This window comes from Prochlorococcus sp. MIT2308 (assembly GCF_059772345.1).
The window spans coordinates 1,627,319-1,645,453 of the sequence record NZ_CM186283.1 but is presented as its reverse complement, the minus strand read 5'-3'; the positions used below and the strand labels follow the sequence as shown (position 1 = coordinate 1,645,453).

The 18,135-nt window shown below is 35.2% G+C and carries 18 protein-coding genes and 1 tRNA gene; 12 read left to right on the top strand and 7 right to left on the bottom strand.

All coding sequences use genetic code 11. The features are described from left to right. Positions 1-55 precede the first annotated feature (55 nt). Positions 56-790 carry a global nitrogen regulator NtcA gene (ntcA, locus tag AC6EIW_RS09380; RefSeq protein WP_498520378.1) on the bottom strand — a complete coding sequence of 245 codons (735 nt, stop codon included), beginning with the start codon at positions 788-790 and terminating at the stop codon, positions 56-58. Positions 791-1,102: 312 nt separating this feature from the next. On the opposite strand from ntcA, the gene AC6EIW_RS09375 reads away from it, so the two are divergent. From AC6EIW_RS09375 to thyX, 3 genes are read left to right on the top strand one after another with little or no spacing between them, the layout of a single operon-like run. Next, positions 1,103-1,699 carry a cob(I)yrinic acid a,c-diamide adenosyltransferase gene (locus AC6EIW_RS09375; protein WP_498520377.1) on the top strand — a complete coding sequence of 199 codons (597 nt, stop codon included), beginning with the start codon at positions 1,103-1,105 and terminating at the stop codon, positions 1,697-1,699. Beyond that, positions 1,700-2,293, top strand: coding sequence for a dCTP deaminase (gene dcd / locus AC6EIW_RS09370; protein WP_498520376.1), 594 nt, complete (start codon positions 1,700-1,702; stop codon positions 2,291-2,293). A 2-nt stretch (positions 2,294-2,295) separates the two neighbouring features. Continuing rightward, entirely contained in the window at positions 2,296-2,934 is a 639-nt protein-coding gene (gene thyX / locus AC6EIW_RS09365) for an FAD-dependent thymidylate synthase (protein ID WP_498520375.1), read from the top strand. Here the strand turns inward: thyX and AC6EIW_RS09360 are convergent. Together AC6EIW_RS09360 and trmB are read right to left on the bottom strand one after the other, a co-directional pair. Beyond that, on the bottom strand, positions 2,931-3,506 hold the full coding sequence (locus AC6EIW_RS09360; RefSeq protein WP_498520374.1) for a thioredoxin domain-containing protein: 576 nt from the start codon (positions 3,504-3,506) through the stop codon (positions 2,931-2,933). The two genes, thyX and AC6EIW_RS09360, sit on opposite strands and share 4 nt — an antisense overlap. A gap of 82 nt (positions 3,507-3,588) precedes the next feature. Beyond that, positions 3,589-4,233 (bottom strand): tRNA (guanosine(46)-N7)-methyltransferase TrmB, encoded by a 645-nt coding sequence (trmB, locus tag AC6EIW_RS09355; protein ID WP_498520373.1) that lies wholly within the window; start codon positions 4,231-4,233, stop codon positions 3,589-3,591. A 245-nt stretch (positions 4,234-4,478) separates the two neighbouring features. Here trmB and AC6EIW_RS09350 point away from each other — a divergent pair, with 245 nt between their 5' ends. Continuing rightward, the gene (locus tag AC6EIW_RS09350; RefSeq protein WP_498520372.1) at positions 4,479-5,090 is read left to right on the top strand and encodes a DUF3177 family protein; all 612 of its coding nucleotides are present in this window, start codon (positions 4,479-4,481) and stop codon (positions 5,088-5,090) included. Positions 5,091-5,108: 18 nt separating this feature from the next. Here AC6EIW_RS09350 and ileS read toward each other — a convergent pair whose 3' ends face one another. Then, entirely contained in the window at positions 5,109-8,012 is a 2,904-nt protein-coding gene (ileS, locus tag AC6EIW_RS09345) for an isoleucine--tRNA ligase (protein ID WP_498520371.1), read from the bottom strand. A gap of 51 nt (positions 8,013-8,063) precedes the next feature. Further along, complete coding sequence (locus AC6EIW_RS09340) at positions 8,064-8,582, bottom strand: hypothetical protein (RefSeq protein WP_498520370.1); 519 nt, start codon at positions 8,580-8,582, stop codon at positions 8,064-8,066. 202 nt (positions 8,583-8,784) lie between these two features. Between AC6EIW_RS09340 and AC6EIW_RS09335 the strand changes: the two genes are divergently transcribed. Beyond that, a tRNA-Leu gene (locus AC6EIW_RS09335) sits at positions 8,785-8,866 on the top strand. Between the two features lie 48 nt (positions 8,867-8,914). Further along, positions 8,915-9,949, top strand: coding sequence for a beta-carotene hydroxylase (crtR, locus tag AC6EIW_RS09330; RefSeq protein ID WP_498520369.1), 1,035 nt, complete (start codon positions 8,915-8,917; stop codon positions 9,947-9,949). 13 nt (positions 9,950-9,962) lie between these two features. Here the strand turns inward: crtR and gatC are convergent, their stop codons facing one another. Beyond that, entirely contained in the window at positions 9,963-10,250 is a 288-nt protein-coding gene (gene gatC / locus AC6EIW_RS09325) for an Asp-tRNA(Asn)/Glu-tRNA(Gln) amidotransferase subunit GatC (RefSeq protein ID WP_498520368.1), read from the bottom strand. Between the two features lie 252 nt (positions 10,251-10,502). On the opposite strand from gatC, the gene AC6EIW_RS09320 reads away from it, so the two are divergent. After that, positions 10,503-11,072: a DNA-3-methyladenine glycosylase gene (locus tag AC6EIW_RS09320; protein ID WP_498520367.1), complete on the top strand. Its 570-nt coding sequence runs from the start codon at positions 10,503-10,505 to the stop codon at positions 11,070-11,072. Continuing rightward, positions 11,069-12,088, top strand: a complete 1,020-nt coding sequence (locus AC6EIW_RS09315) for an aspartate carbamoyltransferase catalytic subunit (RefSeq protein WP_498520366.1) — start codon at positions 11,069-11,071, stop codon at positions 12,086-12,088. The genes AC6EIW_RS09320 and AC6EIW_RS09315 overlap by 4 nt, the downstream gene beginning before the upstream one ends. Positions 12,089-12,094: 6 nt before the next feature. On the opposite strand, the gene AC6EIW_RS09310 is transcribed toward AC6EIW_RS09315, so the two are convergent. Next, positions 12,095-12,436, bottom strand: a complete 342-nt coding sequence (locus AC6EIW_RS09310; RefSeq protein WP_498520365.1) for a DUF565 domain-containing protein — start codon at positions 12,434-12,436, stop codon at positions 12,095-12,097. A 205-nt stretch (positions 12,437-12,641) separates the two neighbouring features. On the opposite strand from AC6EIW_RS09310, the gene coaBC reads away from it, so the two are divergent. The 4 genes from coaBC (at position 12,642) to ftsH (ending at position 18,121) form a co-directional block, all read left to right on the top strand. Further along, positions 12,642-13,898, top strand: coding sequence for a bifunctional phosphopantothenoylcysteine decarboxylase/phosphopantothenate--cysteine ligase CoaBC (coaBC, locus tag AC6EIW_RS09305; protein ID WP_498520364.1), 1,257 nt, complete (start codon positions 12,642-12,644; stop codon positions 13,896-13,898). 225 nt (positions 13,899-14,123) lie between these two features. Further along, positions 14,124-14,927 carry a photosystem II manganese-stabilizing polypeptide gene (locus AC6EIW_RS09300; protein WP_498520363.1) on the top strand — a complete coding sequence of 268 codons (804 nt, stop codon included), beginning with the start codon at positions 14,124-14,126 and terminating at the stop codon, positions 14,925-14,927. A 130-nt stretch (positions 14,928-15,057) separates the two neighbouring features. After that, the gene (gene sat / locus AC6EIW_RS09295; RefSeq protein WP_498520362.1) at positions 15,058-16,230 is read left to right on the top strand and encodes a sulfate adenylyltransferase; all 1,173 of its coding nucleotides are present in this window, start codon (positions 15,058-15,060) and stop codon (positions 16,228-16,230) included. Between the two features lie 43 nt (positions 16,231-16,273). Then, positions 16,274-18,121 (top strand): ATP-dependent zinc metalloprotease FtsH, encoded by a 1,848-nt coding sequence (gene ftsH, locus AC6EIW_RS09290; protein WP_498520361.1) that lies wholly within the window; start codon positions 16,274-16,276, stop codon positions 18,119-18,121. Positions 18,122-18,135 lie beyond the last annotated feature (14 nt).

Sequence of the window (18,135 nt, the reverse complement as noted above, 5' to 3'; positions counted from 1 at the left end):
GAGAAAGAAGAAGTGGAATTAAGCAAACCTCCTAAACCTTAGTATGTAATGGCCTTCAATTAAATCTTTTTGCTAAGGCTATTGGATCAAATATAGTTATCTTTTTCCTATCTATTGCCAATAATGATGAACTTTTCAACTCACCAAGAAGTCGTGTAATAGTTACTCTGGTTGAACCAATAGCTTCAGCAATAGCTTGATGTGAAAGTCTTAAGTCAATTGTTACACCCTTTTCCCCAGGTACACCAAAGTCCCTGCACAAAACCAGCAAAAAACTGGCAAGCCGAGAAGACATATCTCTATGAGTTAAAGTTTCAATCATTGTCTCAGTTTGAAGTACTCGACTTGATAGACCTTGTAGAAGAAGCAAACCAACCGAAGCATTTTGCTCAATTGCATTCCTTACCGAAGTTGCGGGGGCCGCTACGAGTTCCACACGAGTAAATGCAACTGCATGATAAAAACGATCTGATCTATTCCCTGTCAATAAAGATAAAACTCCGAAAAGACTATTTTCCCTCAATAAAGCAACTGTAATTTCTTCACCTGTTTCATATACCCTGCTCAAGCGAACAGCACCACGCCTAATCAAGTAAACCCTTTCTGCTGGATCGCCAGGGAAAAAAATTGTTTTTGACCTATCTACGACTTCAGTAGAGACACCATCTAAAGACTTAATTACTTCCAACAAAGTGTTAGTTGGAGGCAAAGAATTTGATGATGAATTAACAGCCATATGGCTATTTTTTTGTTGGTTGAAACGGGTAAAGCCACGAAACGAAGTGACCATATTTAATTGATCGTTCTGAGAACATTAATAAGTTGTGAAAAAACGATATGTAGCCATGGCGACTTTTTTCACCCTTAATCCCCATCTCAATTTCTTTCATCGTTCGCAATTCTACTATTTAAAATCCACATGCATAAAAATAGACTTGAAAAGTATTCAAAAAATTGATCTATGGATTTAAATCCCCTTCAAAGCTCCGAAGAATCTTAAAAGTTAAAAAATTTTACCTCATACACCACAGATAGTGTTCTTTGGTTGATTACAAATTTTAAAGCGCTAGATTAAAATTACGACGTTAAGATCGAATTTGAGATGAATGCAGGATCAAGCATCAATGCTCAACGAGAGGATTTGTCACTAGCTAAAGGGCCTTCTCTTAGGGCTCTTCCAGATAGAAAACCTTTACAACTAGTTAAAACTCAAGGCCAATTACAAATACACACCTCTCCTTTTAGAGGTAGTTTTTCTATTGTTTTAAGCGAGGCGCTACGATCTGCAGGCTTGGGAAGCAAAGTTTTAATATCTCAATTCTTGAAAGGCGGAGTCAATCAAGGTCCCCATGGAGCAGTAAATCTTTGTGGTCGACTGGAGTGGTTAAGACCAGCTATTGAAACTTGCTTACCTGGGGAGTTGCCAGAAGAAAATTTATCTTTTAAGAAAAAACATGAAGAGAAAGCAATTAAAGAAATATGGGAATTTTGTAAAAAACGTATAGTTGAAAAAAAGTTAGACAAAATCGTACTTGATGAAATTGGGATGGCAATTAGCCTTGGTTTTATAGAAGAAACTGATTTGATTTCTATGATCAATAACCGCCCATCATCTACAGATATTATTCTTACGGGACAATCAATTCCTCCTAAAGTGATTGAGATGGCTGATCAAATTACCGAATTACGCTGCAATTAAATGTTAAAGAACGATCGTTGGATTTCACAGCAAGCTTCTTTAGGAATGCTTGAACCATTTCAAGAAAAACTAATAAGGCATCTTGAACCTGAATCAAAAAAATCACCTGTTTTAAGCTTTGGTTGCTCATCTTATGGATACGATTTGCGTCTATCCTCAAAAGAATTTTTGATTTTCAAGCATGTTCCAGGAACAGTAATGAATCCAAAAAAATTTAATCCTGCGAATCTAGAACCTACCGATTTAAAAGAAGATCAGGATGGTAAATATTTTATTTTACCTGCTCACTCTTATGGTCTTGGAGTGGCATTAGAGAAAATGAAAGTCCCGCCAAATATTACTGTTATTTGTCTTGGCAAAAGTACTTATGCTCGCTTAGGAATAATTGTCAATACAACGCCTGCAGAAGCAAGCTGGGAAGGTCATCTAACACTTGAATTTAGTAACAGCTCTGGGGCGGACTGCAGGATTTATGCTGATGAAGGAATTTGTCAATTACTTTTCTTTGAAGGTGACCCTTGTGAGACTACTTACAGCGATAGGCAAGGCAAATATCAACATCAACAAGAAAAAGTAACTCTAGCAAAAGTTTGAATATGAGTCTTGTTCAATTAATAACTTCTACACCAGATGCTGAGAAAAACATGGCATACATAGCCAGAGTTAGTAATCCCAAAAATCAAGATAATGAAGATTTTAGTAAATTATTGGCATATTGCATCAAAAATGAACATTGGAGTGTATTTGAGCAAGCTTATATGACTTTACAAATAGAAACCACAAGAGGAATTGCAGCACAAATATTGAGACATCGATCATTTACTTTTCAAGAATTCTCGCAACGTTATGCAGATAGTAGAGCACTTGGAGAAATACCCCTACCTGAATTGAGAAGGCAAGATAATAAAAATAGACAAAATTCAATTTCAGATTTATCAGAAAAAATTATAAATCAATTTAATGAAAAGATTAAACGTCAATTCAATCTGAATAAACAACTTTATGAAGAAATGCTAGAAGCAGGAATAGCAAAAGAATGTGCGAGATTTGTACTTCCACTTGCTACACCAACTAGGATTTACATGACAGGTTCATGTCGTTCTTGGATTCATTACATAAATCTACGAACTGGCCATGGGACCCAAAAAGAACATATGGATATTGCAAAAGAGTGCAAAAATATTTTTTCGCAGGTATACCCAGTGGTTTCATCAGCTTTAAATTGGCTCAATTAACTATGGTTTCTTGGAGCTTCAGTTTTAATAATGTTATTAAAACTCTCCTCCTTAGAGAAAAATTCTGATGACAAATTGCTTGAGTTTGATTCTTTAGTAAAAGATGGTAATTTTGAATTATTAATTAAAGAGATAAATATTTCATTAAGTTCATTATATTTTCTAACCCCTAATGAAAACCCCTTCATAACACCTTTATCATCAAAAAAAATCAGCTTAGGAATACCATTAACATCATATTTTTCAATCAAATCAATCCATCTAGAATTATCAACATTCAGTAAAACAATGTCGACTTTATTGTCATTTTGTTTTTTGGCATCAATCATATTTGGAGCCATCTCCTTACAAGCTTCACACCAATCTGCATAAAATTCAAAAACTGTAGGTTTTCCATTTGATAAGGCATTTTCAGGTAAAAGGGAGTTTTTAGCTAATCGATCAAGCATTGCATTTTCTTTAAAACCATTGCGAAAAAACAGTAAAGCAATCACTAGAAAAAAACTTAGAAAAACTAAAAAATATTTTTGAAAATCACTAAGGTCTTTGCCTGCACTAGTATTATCTTTCATAATAGATAAGCATTCCTATAGTTAATTATATATAAAATTCTTGAATTCAAAAAGCATATCATTATATTAATTATAAATCACCTTAACTTATGAATAGAGCACTATTTCTAATATACATTGCTCTATATATTGGCAAATTCTGCTTAAGAACAAATGATTCCCTGTCTGTTGTTACCTCGTAGGGATTTTTTTCAAGCCATTTTGATCCTTTTAAAATTTTTCTATCAAAATAAATACTCTCATCAATAATATTTGTCATATATTCAATTAGTTTATATATATCGCTTTGTATGAATAGTTCACCATCCTTACTTATAGATCGTGCAATCGAATTAAGAAGACTTTTTGTTAACACTCTCCTTTTAAGATGTTTTCGTTTAAACCACGGATCTGGAAATTGAATCGAAACTCTTTTTAATTGATTAAGATCTAAATCTGACAACCATTCATCCAAGCTAATATTCACATTGCAATATAGGAATTTTAAATTTAATAATCCCAATTGTTTTCTTTTTCTTTCAGATGAACTAACAAGAGGTTCTCTTATCTCGAGTCCCAAAAAATTCCAATTGGGATATTTTGATGCCAATTCTATTAAGAATTCTCCTTTAGCAGATCCAATATCTAAATGAATTGGGTCATGAGAATTCTTGAAAAGAATAGAATTACTTGGCAGTGATAAAGGTAACTGAAAAAAATGGCTTAGAGGATTTACATGCTGTCTCACAAATGAAGCCTGATATTAATAAATCAAAGTTATATCCTAGCAAGTTAACTTCAAATCCCTGATCAAAGTCTCAAGAAGATAAACTTTATTATTTATTTGCTTCTAATCGTCAATAAAAATATCGAATAGATTCGATGTCTGAGTCAGGCTTTTTGTATTAATATAGAGAAAAGTCTTTAATAATTGGGAATAAAGATGAAAAAAATAGATAAAGGCTGATAATACATATGAATGAGATTATTGTCTTGACTGAACCTCAATTCCAAATTCTAGTTTGGCTCTCATATCGTATTGCAGCTACTTTTGCATTTGGTCTGCCTTTGTTTCTCTTTATTTGGGCAAAAATTTCCAAATCAAGCTCTATTGATCGATTGTTATCAATTTATTGGAAAGTTTCTAGTCTTTACGCAATAAATATTCTGTTTCTAAGTAGTGAGAGCCAGTTAGGCCTATTCATATCTCTAATCTCTCCAATACTAATGATTGCTTCTATTTGGTTTTGGGTTGATCTCAATGAAGAAATTGATGAAATGTATACATACAACCCAATTTCATTAACAACAAGAATTTGGCGCTGGAGCTTATCCTTCTGGGGAATTTTAAATACTGGACTACATATCATTAGTTGGAGATGTTTAAATTCAATAACAGGAAACTATTGCGATACTTGGAGAGAAATCCCATACAATACATTTATTACAACAAAAATCATTATAAAATTTATTTTAGATGGTAATTGGACTACAACTTTAGCTACATTTTTCGCATATCTAGCTCTGATACTATATTTAATAGGTTTACTCCAATGGCTTGTGATCCAATTCCCCAAAAATGGACGTTTTGCGGGTAAGTTTTAGACAATAAATAATTTATATTTAAATAGCCAACACTACTTTTTCACATCTAGTACAAATCTTTGGATGATTTTGATTTTGGCTCATTTCAACTTCGTAATGCCAACATCTTTCACATTTAAATCCATTGGCTTTAGCTATATCCACTGATGCAATATCATTATCTTCACTGACTAAAACCTCAGCCCAAGGCTCTCCTCCAATTTGCAAAGATGAAACAAGAAACCAATCTCTCAAGACATCAACCTCGTTAGATTCACTTAAAGATAACCATTTGATAGCACCTTTAACTTTTTCATCAAAGATATCAACTCTTACTGAAGCTTCTAAAGACGAACCTAATTTTTGATTATTACGACAGCTTTCCAACATACGATTAATAACTGTTCTAAGTTTGCGTAATTCAGCAACATGAATATTAAGACTATTATTTCGCCACGAGTCAGGGACTTTAGGCCATCCTCTTTGAAAAACGGAGTTTTCCTCTAAACTATATGGAATGTTTTGCCAAATATCCTCTGCCATATGACATAAAACAGGTGCAATTAAGCCAGATATTTTCTCAATAACCAAGGATAAAACTGTCTGACAACTTCTTCTTCTAAAGTCAGTTTTAGAACTCACATACAATCTATCTTTTGCTATGTCTAGGTAAAAATTTGACAGATCAACTACACAAAAATTCTGAATTGTTTGGAAAAACTTAGAGAATTCGAAATTGGAGTACGCGTTGGTTATCTCATCAATCACTTCAGCTGTTCTATTCAACATCCATTGATCTAATAATGGTAGGTTTGAAATATCAATGGAATCTTTTTTGTAATCAAAATCATAGAGATTTCCTAATAGATACCGAGACGTATTTCGAACCTTACGATAAACGTCAGAAATTTGCTTAAGTATATTTGAACCAATAGGAACATCTGCTGAGTAATCAACAGAACTAACCCAAAGCCTCAAAACATCTGCTCCATAAGCAGGATCTAATTTTTTATTTGAACCACCATTAATTATAACTAAAGGATCAATAATATTTCCTAAGGATTTGCTCATTTTCCTGCCATTCTCATCTAAAGCAAAACCATGTGTAAGGACTTTTTTAAAAGGTGCATATTCATTGACTGCTACCGAAGTCAATAAAGATGACTGAAACCAACCCCGATGCTGATCAGATCCCTCCAAATACAAATCTGCTGGATAATTTAGTTTTTCTTTCTTGGAAATAACTGAAGACCAACTAGAGCCTGAGTCAAACCAAACATCCATAGTATCAGTGCCTTTTTGCCATCGATCTGCCTCGTTTAAGTAAGACGAAGGTAATAGCTGAGAAACTTCGTATTCCCACCAAACATCTGCTCCATTAGTAGAGAATAAATCAGTTATGTGAGCAATAGTTTCTTGATTAAGTAGAATTTCTTTCCCATTTTTTTCATAAAAAACTGGTATTGGTACTCCCCATGTCCTTTGTCGTGAAATACACCAATCTCCTCTTTCTCTAACCATAGAATGGATTCTATTTTTCCCAGATTCAGGGAGCCAAATAACATCCTCTATTGAAGAAAGTGCTTTATCCCTAAACCCTTCAACAGAAGCGAACCATTGCTCTGTAGCCCTAAAAATAGTTGGTTTCTTAGTTCTCCAATCATAAGGATACTTGTGCTCATATGGAATTTCTTTAATCAAAGATCCAGTATTAATGAGATCATTTATTATTGTATTATTAGCATCTTTTAATACATTTAGGCCTTCAAATTTTCCAGCTTCCTTAGTTAGAAAACCTTTAGCATCTACTGGGCAAGAAATTGGTAGATTATATTTTTTTCCAGTATTAAAATCATCAACACCATGGCCTGGAGCAGTGTGTACTAATCCAGTTCCAGAGTCAGTAGTTATATAATCTCCCCCTAAAACTACAGGACTTCTTTTATCAAATAAAGGGTGATCATATATAATCCCATCTAATTTCGATCCATTGATTAATACTCTTTTTTCATAATTAACTCCTACTCTTTCAGAAACATCTGCCAAAAGATCATAAGCAATAATTATTAAAGATTTATCAGAGCCTTGTGCAATTACATAATCTAATTTTTGGTTAACAGATATTGCCTCATTTGCAGGGATTGTCCAAGGCGTAGTTGTCCATATAACAAGTTTAACTTCTTTTAATTGTCCCTCAGAATTAAAAAGATCTGGTGCTTGATTAGAAATTTCTTGAGTTAATGTTTTTGGTATTTGATCAACTTTAAATCCCACATAAATACTTTTACTAACATGACCACTGGGGTATTCTAATTCCGCCTCGGCAAGAGCAGTTTGAGAACTTGGACTCCAATGAACAGGTTTTAAGCCTCTATATATGTATCCTTTGAAAACCATTTCGCCAAATAACTTAATCTGGGACGCTTCAAACTTTTTATCCAAAGTTAAATATGGTTGATCCCAATCTCCCCACACTCCCCACCTTTTAAAACCATCCATTTGCTGAGAAACTTGCTTTTTTGCATAAGCAGCTGCTTTTTTCCTCAATTTAATAGGGGTAAGTTCCGCCCGTTGAGTTTTATCCAAACCTTGAAGAACTTTCAATTCAATAGGCAACCCATGGCAATCCCATCCAGGGACATAACAAACTTTTTTACCTCTCATAGTATGAAATTTATTAATTATGTCCTTCAATACTTTGTTAAGGGCATGGCCCATATGCAGCTTCCCATTTGCATAAGGGGGGCCATCATGCAAAGTAAAAGTATCTCCAGTATTTTTTAAGCCTAATTCAAAATCTATTTTTTCTTCAGCCCAAAAAGCTTGTAACTCAGGTTCTCTTTGGGTTGCATTAGCCCTCATCCCAAAATTTGTATGCAGAAGGTTGAGAGTGTCTTTGTAGGTAGGGCGATCCTTTTGAGAATCTTTATTTACATTATTCACTTTGAGAAATATCCAGTAGTCAACTTGGTTACTTTAGGCCTTTTAACCTTATCAAGAAGTCTCTTCATTTTCAGGTAATTCTTGATTTATGATCTTATTGGAACCATTTGGAACAGATTGATCAACTACTTTCTTCTTGACTTCTTCTTTCAATTCTGGATGAACCCATTTTTTTTCTTTTAAAGGTTTTTCAGATTTGTTCGTAAAGCTTGTAAGAACCTTTAAAAAGCCATTGCTTAGTAAAGCAAAACTTTGACCGAGCTGTTTAAAAGATTCAAACCATCTTTGAAAAGATCCAATCCGCTTTATTTCTTCAGGGCTCAATTTATACCACCTATTTTCAATGATTTCTAGTATCATTTTTCCGTACAAAATTGCCATAGAAATAACAAGTAAATTTATCGAACCTCTTAAAAGATCATTCTCCACTAGGAGAAATAATCCTAAAAATAAAAAAAGTCCGCCCATTAACCAATCTCTCGGCCTACTTAGTTCGACAAGCATTAAAGGTAAAAACAAAGTCAAAAATCCAACAAAAAGAAATAAATATCCAAAAATAGAAACAACCATATTTTTGTCAATATGAATTTCGTTTTTGTTGGGATAAGCTTCTTAAGCAACTACAAATCATGCTTCATATAAAGAGATTTACCAATATCTCATATATCAATATAAAAATTACATTAATCTTTTTACGTTCACGAATCAAAAATAGTCTTCAAATAGCCATCAATGAGCTGCTAGAATTAGTTGATTATCGGTGAGAACCTAGGCCCACCTGGCGGAATTGGTAGACGCGCTGGTTTTAGGTACCAGTGACTTTAGTCGTGGGAGTTCAAGTCTCCCGGTGGGCATTTTTTAATTAAGCTGAACAAGCTCATTTATCTACATCACATCAAGCAATGACCCAGTGCTTATCGAGGTCTGACAAAGATAAGGCAACAAAAAAACTGAAGTCATTACGAGACTGGCAAAATGAGATCCAGGACTATCTTGATCCACCTAAGCCCATAAACGTAACTTTAGGGCTATTTTTTGGTGGGTATTGTCTTGCAATAATTAGTGTTTGGCAGTGGTATCAAGGGAATTGGCCGTTACCAATATTAGTCGCACTAGCTTTCTTGGCTCTCCACATGGAAGGAACCGTTATTCATGATGCCTGTCACAATGCTGCCCATCCAAATAAATGGATCAATCAATTCATGGGGCATGGATCGGCCATATTACTAGGTTTTAGTTTCCCAGTTTTCACAAGAGTTCATCTCGAACATCACAAATACGTTAACGACCCCAAAAACGATCCAGATCATATAGTTAGTACTTTTGGTCCTATTTGGTTAATAGCTCCAAGATTTTTTTATCATGAATATTTTTTCTTTGAACGAAAACTGTGGAGAAAATTTGAACTAATGCAATGGGGAATTGAGAGGGGAATATTTATTTGCATTGTAATTGCGGGAATTAAATATAATTTTATGAATGTTATTTATAATCTATGGTTTGGGCCAGCATTAATGGTGGGAGTAACTTTAGGAATATTTTTTGATTATCTTCCACACAGACCTTTTCAATCTAGAAATAGATGGCGAAATGCAAGAGTTTATCCAAGTAAATTAATGAATTTGTTAATAATGGGACAAAATTATCATTTAGTTCATCATTTATGGCCATCAATTCCCTGGTTTGAATATAAACCTGCTTATGAAGCGACAAAACCTCTCTTAGATCAAAAAGGTTCACCTCAAAGAATGGGTACTTTTGAGACTAAAAAAGATAGTCTAAATTTTCTATATGATATTTTACTTGGAATTAGAAGTCATAAAGAAAGAAGAAGTAAAATGAGAGCATTAGCAAGAATATTACCTAAAAATAATTGGAGAAAAAAATATATAAAATTAATTCATAAAACTCGTATAAAAACAGAAACCAAAAGGTAGTTTATTTATCAGTCTAAAGTATTTTAGGCACTCTAAAAAAATCACCTTCTCTTTGAGGAGCTTGATTAAGAATATCTTCTCTTGAGCTATTAACTTCAACAAAGTCATCCCTCATTGCATTAACTACTTCGACAGCTCTAGTAGTAGGGGGAATATTACCAGTATCTATTTCTTGTAGGTGATCAACATATGAAAGTATTTCTTCGAGTTGCTTTGTATAAGTTTCTATTTGATCTTCTGGCAGTTCTAAACGAGCTAACTGCGCAACCTTACGAACATCAGCCGAAGAAATTTTAGTCATGTTTATGTTAGAAAATTTTGAAGATCTTTATTTAATTGCAAGGAAACCTTATTAGCAAAGATCTTAGTGATTACGGTTAAACAATTCTGTTCATCTACCATTGTGCCATCTAAATGCCTATTGTGGAATCCTAAGTTCTAGTCGATTGATAAGCAATTGGAGAAATCTATTATTAAGTGAGTAATATGAATCAAAAGAAATAGTAAGCAAATCTCAATTCTTACAAAAGAATTCTTCTCAAGGCCATCTCATTTGGTCGCTCCGAACTTAATTGGCTGTTTTTTAATTAAGCGCTTATCAAAGAACAACTACCTTGCTGGTGTAATTGTTGAAACTGAGGCTTATTCTCAAGAAGAAGGATCATGCCATGGTTTCTCAGGCAGAACTCAAAGGAACGAAACACTTTTTGGAGAACCTGGTAACTTTTACATATACCTTTCATACGGAATTAATAATTGCGTTAATATCGTCACTGGAGAGAAAAATTGGGCAAATGGTGTACTTCTTCGATCAATAGCAATAAAAGGGGAAAACGAGAGAATTGCATCTGGGCCAGGGTTATTAGCAAAAAGGTTTGGATTAAATCGGAATTTTGACAATTTACCCTTATCACCTGCAAATGATTTTTGGTTAAAGCAGGGAGAAAATTTTACAAGGACAGGAAATATTGTTCAGACCACAAGAATTGGCATATCTCAAGCTAAAGATATACCTTGGCGTTGGTACCTTAAATGTAGTAGGAGTGTTAGCAAAAGGGTTAAAGGAGATCGAATTCCTTCGAAAAACAAGTGTTGGTCACCACCCACATTTGAGGGATTATGAATAATTGGACACAAAATCACATTCTTGATCTATCTACTTTTTCTTTAGCGGATTACAACACAGTTTTAGAACTAACAACAAGATTCAAAGATGTCCATAAATCAAGTTCTAGAAAACTTCCTGCACTTCAAGGAAGATTGATTACTAACTTATTTTTTGAGCCAAGTACAAGAACACGATCTAGCTTTGAACTTGCTGCAAAGAGACTATCTGCTGATGTTCAAAATTTTTCTGTATCAACAAGTTCTTTAAGCAAAGGAGAGAGCCCATTAGACACAATCCTCACATACATCTCCATGGGTGCTGATATTTTAGTAATTAGGCATGAGTCTACAAATGTGCCCGCGGAGATAGCTAATTACCTAGATACAAACAACATAAATACATCTATTCTTAATGCTGGAGATGGATTTCATAGTCATCCAAGTCAAGGACTTTTGGATCTGTTTACACTAGCTAATTTCTTTAATCCAAGCGAACCATCCACTAAGAGTCTTTTAAACAAAAAGATCACAATAGTTGGAGATATTCTTCATTCTAGAGTTGCCCGATCAAACCTTTGGGCCCTTACTGCATGTGGAGCTGAAGTAACGCTTTGTGGACCTCCAAGTCTACTTCCAGAAGAATTCATTGATTTTGTTCTCAATCCTCCGCCAGGACAAAAATTTGACCCCATTAAAAAGAGAGGTTCTATTTTTATAGAAAGATCACTAAAAGATGCCTTGAAAAATAGTGATGCTGTAATGACACTTCGATTACAGAAAGAGAGAATGAAGCAAAATATGCTGACAGATCTAGATAGTTACTATGCAAAATATGGCATAACACATGAAAGTTTAAAATGGTGTGAAAAGAAAGTTCCTGTCCTACATCCCGGACCAGTGAATAGAGGAATAGAAATAAGCAGTAACTTAGTGGAAGATAATTCAATCAATCTTATAAGCAAGCAAGTAGAGAATGGTATTCCAACAAGAATGGCCTTGTTGTATTTACTAGGGTTAAGTAAAAATAATTAATTGCACTTATAACAATTTTAATCCCTCTGAAAAAAGGCCATAAGCTATTCCGATCCTAAACATGTCTATGACCCATACAAGAATTTTTGGCTTTTTCGACTTTAAAAAAATAAATCTAGCTTTAATTAATATCTCCAAAAATACTAATACTATAAATGCTCCAACCGGGTCCATCAAAGCAAGTACTCCATTTATCATACCAAGGGAACTACCAAGAAAAAAACCTATCAAAAAAATAATTACCAAAAATGAATATCTTCTCCATGGATTTGCAGCCCAATTTGCTAGCCTATCAAAAATCTTTGCAGATGATTTATATAAAACTGTTTTCTGCGTTCTTGGAGGCATATGGAAAAAAACAAAAAATTACTTTAGATTTTTCTCATTACTAAATTCTCTAACATATACATAATAAAACAAAATTCACATAAAGCAAAAAAATTACTTCTATCAAAATATAAACAATCAAATTCTCTTTAATATGAAAAATATAAATTATTTAAATTTAAAAAAATATCTTTTAAAGATCTATTTAAGATAAAATCTACATATCATGAATAATTCAACTTTATCTGGGAAAAAAATATTAGTTGCTGTCACAGGAAGTATTGCAGCAGTAAAAGCTCCTGCTTTGGTTAGTCGTCTAGTAAAAGCTGGGGTAGAGGTCAAATGCGTCATAACGCAAAGCGCAGCTAAGTTAGTTAGCACCCTATCTTTATCTACTTTAAGCAGAAATAAATGTTATCAAGATAAAGATCAGTGGGATGATTCTCAAACTAAGCCCTTGCATATTGCATTAGCAGAATGGGCAGAGCTCATTATTGTTGCACCCATGAGCGCCACATCTTTATCCAAATTTACTACTGGAAATGCTGATGGGCTTCTGGCGAGCATTCTTCTAGCTAGTCAATCTCAAATACTTTTTGCTGCAGCAATGAACACCTCAATGTGGGGAAATCAATCAGTAAAAAAGAATTGGAATTTCGTAAAGACCATAGACCAAATTATAAGCCTCGAGCCTAGTGAAGGACTTTTAGCTTGCGACAGAGTTGGTGATGGGAAAATGGTAAATTTAGATATTATTGAATTAGCCTCTGAAAGTGCATTGATTTTCAAGGCAGAGAATAAATTTCTCACCAAAGATCTAATAGGCCTAAGGTTTCTTATATCAGCTGGGCCCACCGTCGAAGATCTTGATGCTGCAAGACAATTAACAAATCGAAGTAGTGGAAGAATGGGGGTTTTGATAGCTCAAGCTGCAAAATTAAGAGGTGCACAAGTCGACTTAGTACATGGCCCAATAAGGATTCAAGAAGATCTTTTAGAGGGGCTTAATACTTACCCAGTAAGAAGCTCAGCTGAAATGGGAGCAAAAATTGATGATTTGCAACCATCTGCTCAAGTTATTGTTATGGCTGCAGCAGTATCAGATTTCAAAAAAAATAGTCCATGTGTACAAAAAATTTCCAAAGAATTTTTTTTAAAGTCCCTTTTTGATGATTTAGAAATGACAGCGGACATAATTAAAAAACAAACAAGCAAGAAATTAAAAAATCAAATTTTCCTGGGTTTTGCTGCTGAGACTGGAAATGACAACGAAATTATTAAAAAGGGAGAGAAAAAAAGAGTTTTGAAAGGTTGTGACCTTCTTATGGCCAATCCCATTGACAGATCTGGGCAAGGATTTGACGAAAACTTCAACAGTGGTTTCTTGTTAGGTCCGAAAAAAATCGTCAAAAAATTATCATTATCGACAAAACTTTCAATATCTCATCAACTTTTAGATGAAATTCGAAATCTCAAATCATAAATTTACAGATATTTTGAGTATTTATTTTTTTCAATAATCAGCGTCAAAACTTTGGGAACAACTGCCGCAAGAGGCTTTTCAAGGAAATTGGAGTGTTAAATGCAACAAACAAAAAGCTACGGGTTGTATAGAGCTGTCAAATGCTTGTGATAAGAAGTATTTGACACCTGTAATATCCCAACTGAATTAATTGGGCGGTTTCGACCGCAGTCATCTAGCCCTCTCATGCGATTTCGTCCTCTGCTGGCTTTGATGCTGGCTTTTTGTCTCACCTTTACAACTCTCCCATCAAGCGCATCTGCGGCTTTAAAAGGGCGCGAGCAAGGCAATGCTCGTTTTGGCAATGTTGTTAATACTGGCCAAGCTGATGCTTGCACTGTTTTACCAGCTGGTTCATCGGGTTCTATCAATGCTGACGGCCAATTTAAAAGTTTATGCCTTCAGCCAACGGAAGTTTCAGTAAAACTTCCAGGTAACAAGCGAAATAAATCTGATTTTGCTATTGCAAAAATTATCAGTCCTCGCTTCAACACAAGTCTTGATGAAGTTTATGGAGATCTCTCTGGAGGTAAATTCACTGAAAAAGGTGGTATTGACTTCTCTCTAATTACAGTTCTTGCTCCAAATGGAGAAGAATTTCCTTTTGCTTTCTCTGTTAAAGAGATGGTTGCTGAATCCAAGCAAGGAAAGTCAATTGAACCTGGAGCTGAATTTTCAGGTCCAACAACTACTCCTAGCTATAGATCTGCAGACTTTCTTGATCCTAAGAGCCGTGCTAAATCAACTGGTGTTGAATATGCTCAAGCTCTCATTGCTCGTGGGGGTGATGATGAAGATCTTGCAAGAGAAAATGTTAAAGATGATCTTGGCGGTAAAGGTCAAATAACACTTACTGTCGATAGTGTTGACGCAGATACTGAAGAATTTGGCGGCCAATTTGTTGCCATCCAACCTTCAGACAATGACCTTGGATCAAAAGATCCAGTTGATATCAAAATTAAAGGTATCTTCTATGGTCGCAAAGCCTAAAAAATAACCATCTTAATCAAAAAAAAAAGGGGGTTAAAACCCTCTTTTTTTTTGGGCAAAATTTATCCAAACAATTTCTCAAATATGGGCCCATTATCTGGGAGAATTTGCCGGGTTACTTCACTGGAAAATGACTAGCAAGAAAAGTTCTAATAGAAATCTCGAAGGTTTGATCAAACCTTATGGTGGAGAACTTGTAAACCTTATGGCATCTGATCAAGAGGCAAAAGAGTTAAAAAAAAATTCTTTTAAAACTTTAAATTGTTCAGATAGAAATGCTTGTGATATTGAGCTTCTTTTGGTAGGTGCTTTTTCACCTTTGAATGGTTTCATGAGTGAAAAAAATTACAACTCAGTTGTTAAACATAATCGAATCGAATCAGGTCTGCTTTTTGGATTGCCAATTGTTATGGATACTGATAGAGAAGATATAAATCCAGGAGATTCTGTTTTACTAAATTACAACAACCAAGAACTGGCGATTTTAGAAGTAGAAGAAAAATGGACACCTGACAAAGTGATAGAGGCCCAGTTTTGCTATGGAACAACTTCTTTGGAGCATCCTGCGATAAGAATGATCTCTATGGAGAGAAAAAAATATTATTTAGGAGGCCCTATAAAAGGTCTCGAATTACCTAGAAGAGTTTTTACTTGCCAAACCCCTTCTCAAGTAAGAGAGAAACTTCCACCTGGAGAAGATGTTGTCGCATTCCAGTGCAGAAATCCAATTCACAGAGCCCATTACGAGCTTTTCACAAGAGCCTTAGAAGCAAATAATGTGAGCCAAAATGGTGTTGTTCTTGTTCACCCAACTTGTGGACCAACTCAAGAAGATGACATCCCTGGATCAGTGAGATTTCAAACTTATGAAAAACTTGCCTCTGAGGTGAATAATCCAAAAATCAGATGGTCATATCTTCCTTATTCGATGCATATGGCTGGACCAAGAGAGGCTCTCCAGCACATGATTATTAGGAGAAACTATGGATGCACTCATTTCATTATTGGAAGAGATATGGCCGGTTGTAAGTCCTCTCTTAGCGGAAAAGATTTTTATGGTCCATATGATGCTCAGGATTTTGCAAACAATTGCTGTGAAGAATTAGAGATGCAAACAGTTCCATCATTAAATCTGGTTTTTACTGAGGAGGAAGGATATGTAACCGCTAATTATGCAGAAGAAAAAGGATTACACGTAAAAAAATTAAGCGGCACTCAATTCAGAAAAATGCTTAGAAGTGGTGAAGAAATTCCTGAATGGTTTGCATTTAAAAGCGTCGTTGATGTTCTAAGAGCCGCATAGTTGGACCTGATCCTATTAAACTCTTATTAGATATGGAAGAACATTGAACAAACGCTGGAGAAACATAGGCCTCTATGTCCTAATTGTTGTAGTAGTGATTTTTGTTGGAAGTGCTTTTTTCGATAAGCCAAGTCCGACTAAAGCATCTAGAACACTTAGATATAGTGACTTCATAGAAGCTGTTCAAGACAGGCAGGTAAGCAGAGTACTGATATCTCCAGACAAAGGTACAGCTCAAATTGTTGAAAGTGATGGAAACAGAGCTTTGGTTAATTTGGCTCCTGATCAAGAATTGCTGCAACTTTTAACCGATAATGATGTCGATATTGCTGTACAACCAACTACTCAAGCAAACCCACTTCAACAAGCAGCTAGCAGCCTTATTTTCCCAATTCTTTTACTTGGAGGCCTATTTTTCCTATTTAGAAGAGCTGGCTCTGGTGGGGGTGGAAATCCAGCTATGAGTTTTGGGAAAAGTAAAGCAAGACTACAAATGGAGTCAGAGACAAAAATTACTTTTGGAGACGTTGCTGGAATTGAAGGTGCAAAGCTTGAACTTACTGAAGTAGTTGATTTTCTGAAAAATCCTGACCGCTTTACAGCTGTCGGGGCAAAAATTCCTAAAGGTGTTTTATTAGTTGGCCCTCCAGGAACAGGAAAAACTCTGCTTGCGAAAGCAGTAGCTGGTGAAGCTTCTGTCCCATTCTTTTCTATCTCAGGTTCTGAGTTTGTAGAAATGTTTGTTGGAGTTGGTGCTAGCAGAGTCAGAGATCTTTTTGAACAAGCTAAAAAGAATGCTCCTTGTATTGTTTTTATTGATGAGATAGATGCTGTAGGTCGTCAGCGTGGAGCAGGTCTAGGAGGAGGTAATGATGAAAGAGAGCAGACACTAAACCAGCTATTAACGGAAATGGACGGATTTGAAGGAAATACAGGAATAATTATTGTTGCTGCGACCAATAGACCCGACGTGCTTGACTCTGCACTAATGCGACCTGGGAGATTTGACAGGCAAGTAACCGTAGACCGACCTGATTACTCAGGTAGATTACAAATACTTAAAGTTCATGCAAGAAGTAAAACTCTTTCAAAGGGAGTTGACCTAGATCAAGTAGCTAGAAGAACTCCTGGTTTCACTGGGGCTGATTTAGCAAATCTATTAAATGAAGCTGCGATATTAGCTGCCAGAAGAGAATTAACTGAGGTCAGCAACGACGAAATAGGTGCTGCGATAGAGAGAATAATGGTTGGTCCAGAGAAAAAAGATACAGTCATGAGCGAAAAGCGTAAAAGGCTAGTTGCCTATCATGAAGCTGGTCATGCCGTAGTAGGAGCTGTAATGCCTGATTATGACCCAGTCCAAAAGATCTCAATCATTCCAAGAGGACAGGCTGGAGGTTTAACTTTTTTCACTCCCAGTGAAGAAAGAATGGAATCTGGTCTTTATTCAAGGTCTTACCTACAAAATCAAATGGCTGTTGCACTTGGAGGAAGAGTTGCAGAGGAAATTATTTATGGAGAAGATGAAGTAACTACTGGTGCATCAAATGATCTAAAGCAAGTAGCTTCAGTTGCCAGGCAAATGATTACGAAATTTGGCATGAGTGATAAGTTAGGGCCAGTAGCTTTAGGTCGATCTCAAGGGGGCATGTTCCTTGGTAGAGACATTTCTGCGGAAAGAGATTTTTCAGAAGATACAGCTGCCACTATTGATTCAGAAGTCTCAATTCTTGTTGAAATAGCATATGAAAGGGCCAAAAAAGCTTTAAATGAAAACCGTCAGGTTCTCGAAGAGTTAACATCAATGCTTATGGAAACTGAGACCGTTGATTCTCTTGAGTTCCAGGATTTATTAATTCGCCATGAAGTTAAAGTTGCAGAGTATGCTTAGTCAAAAATATAATT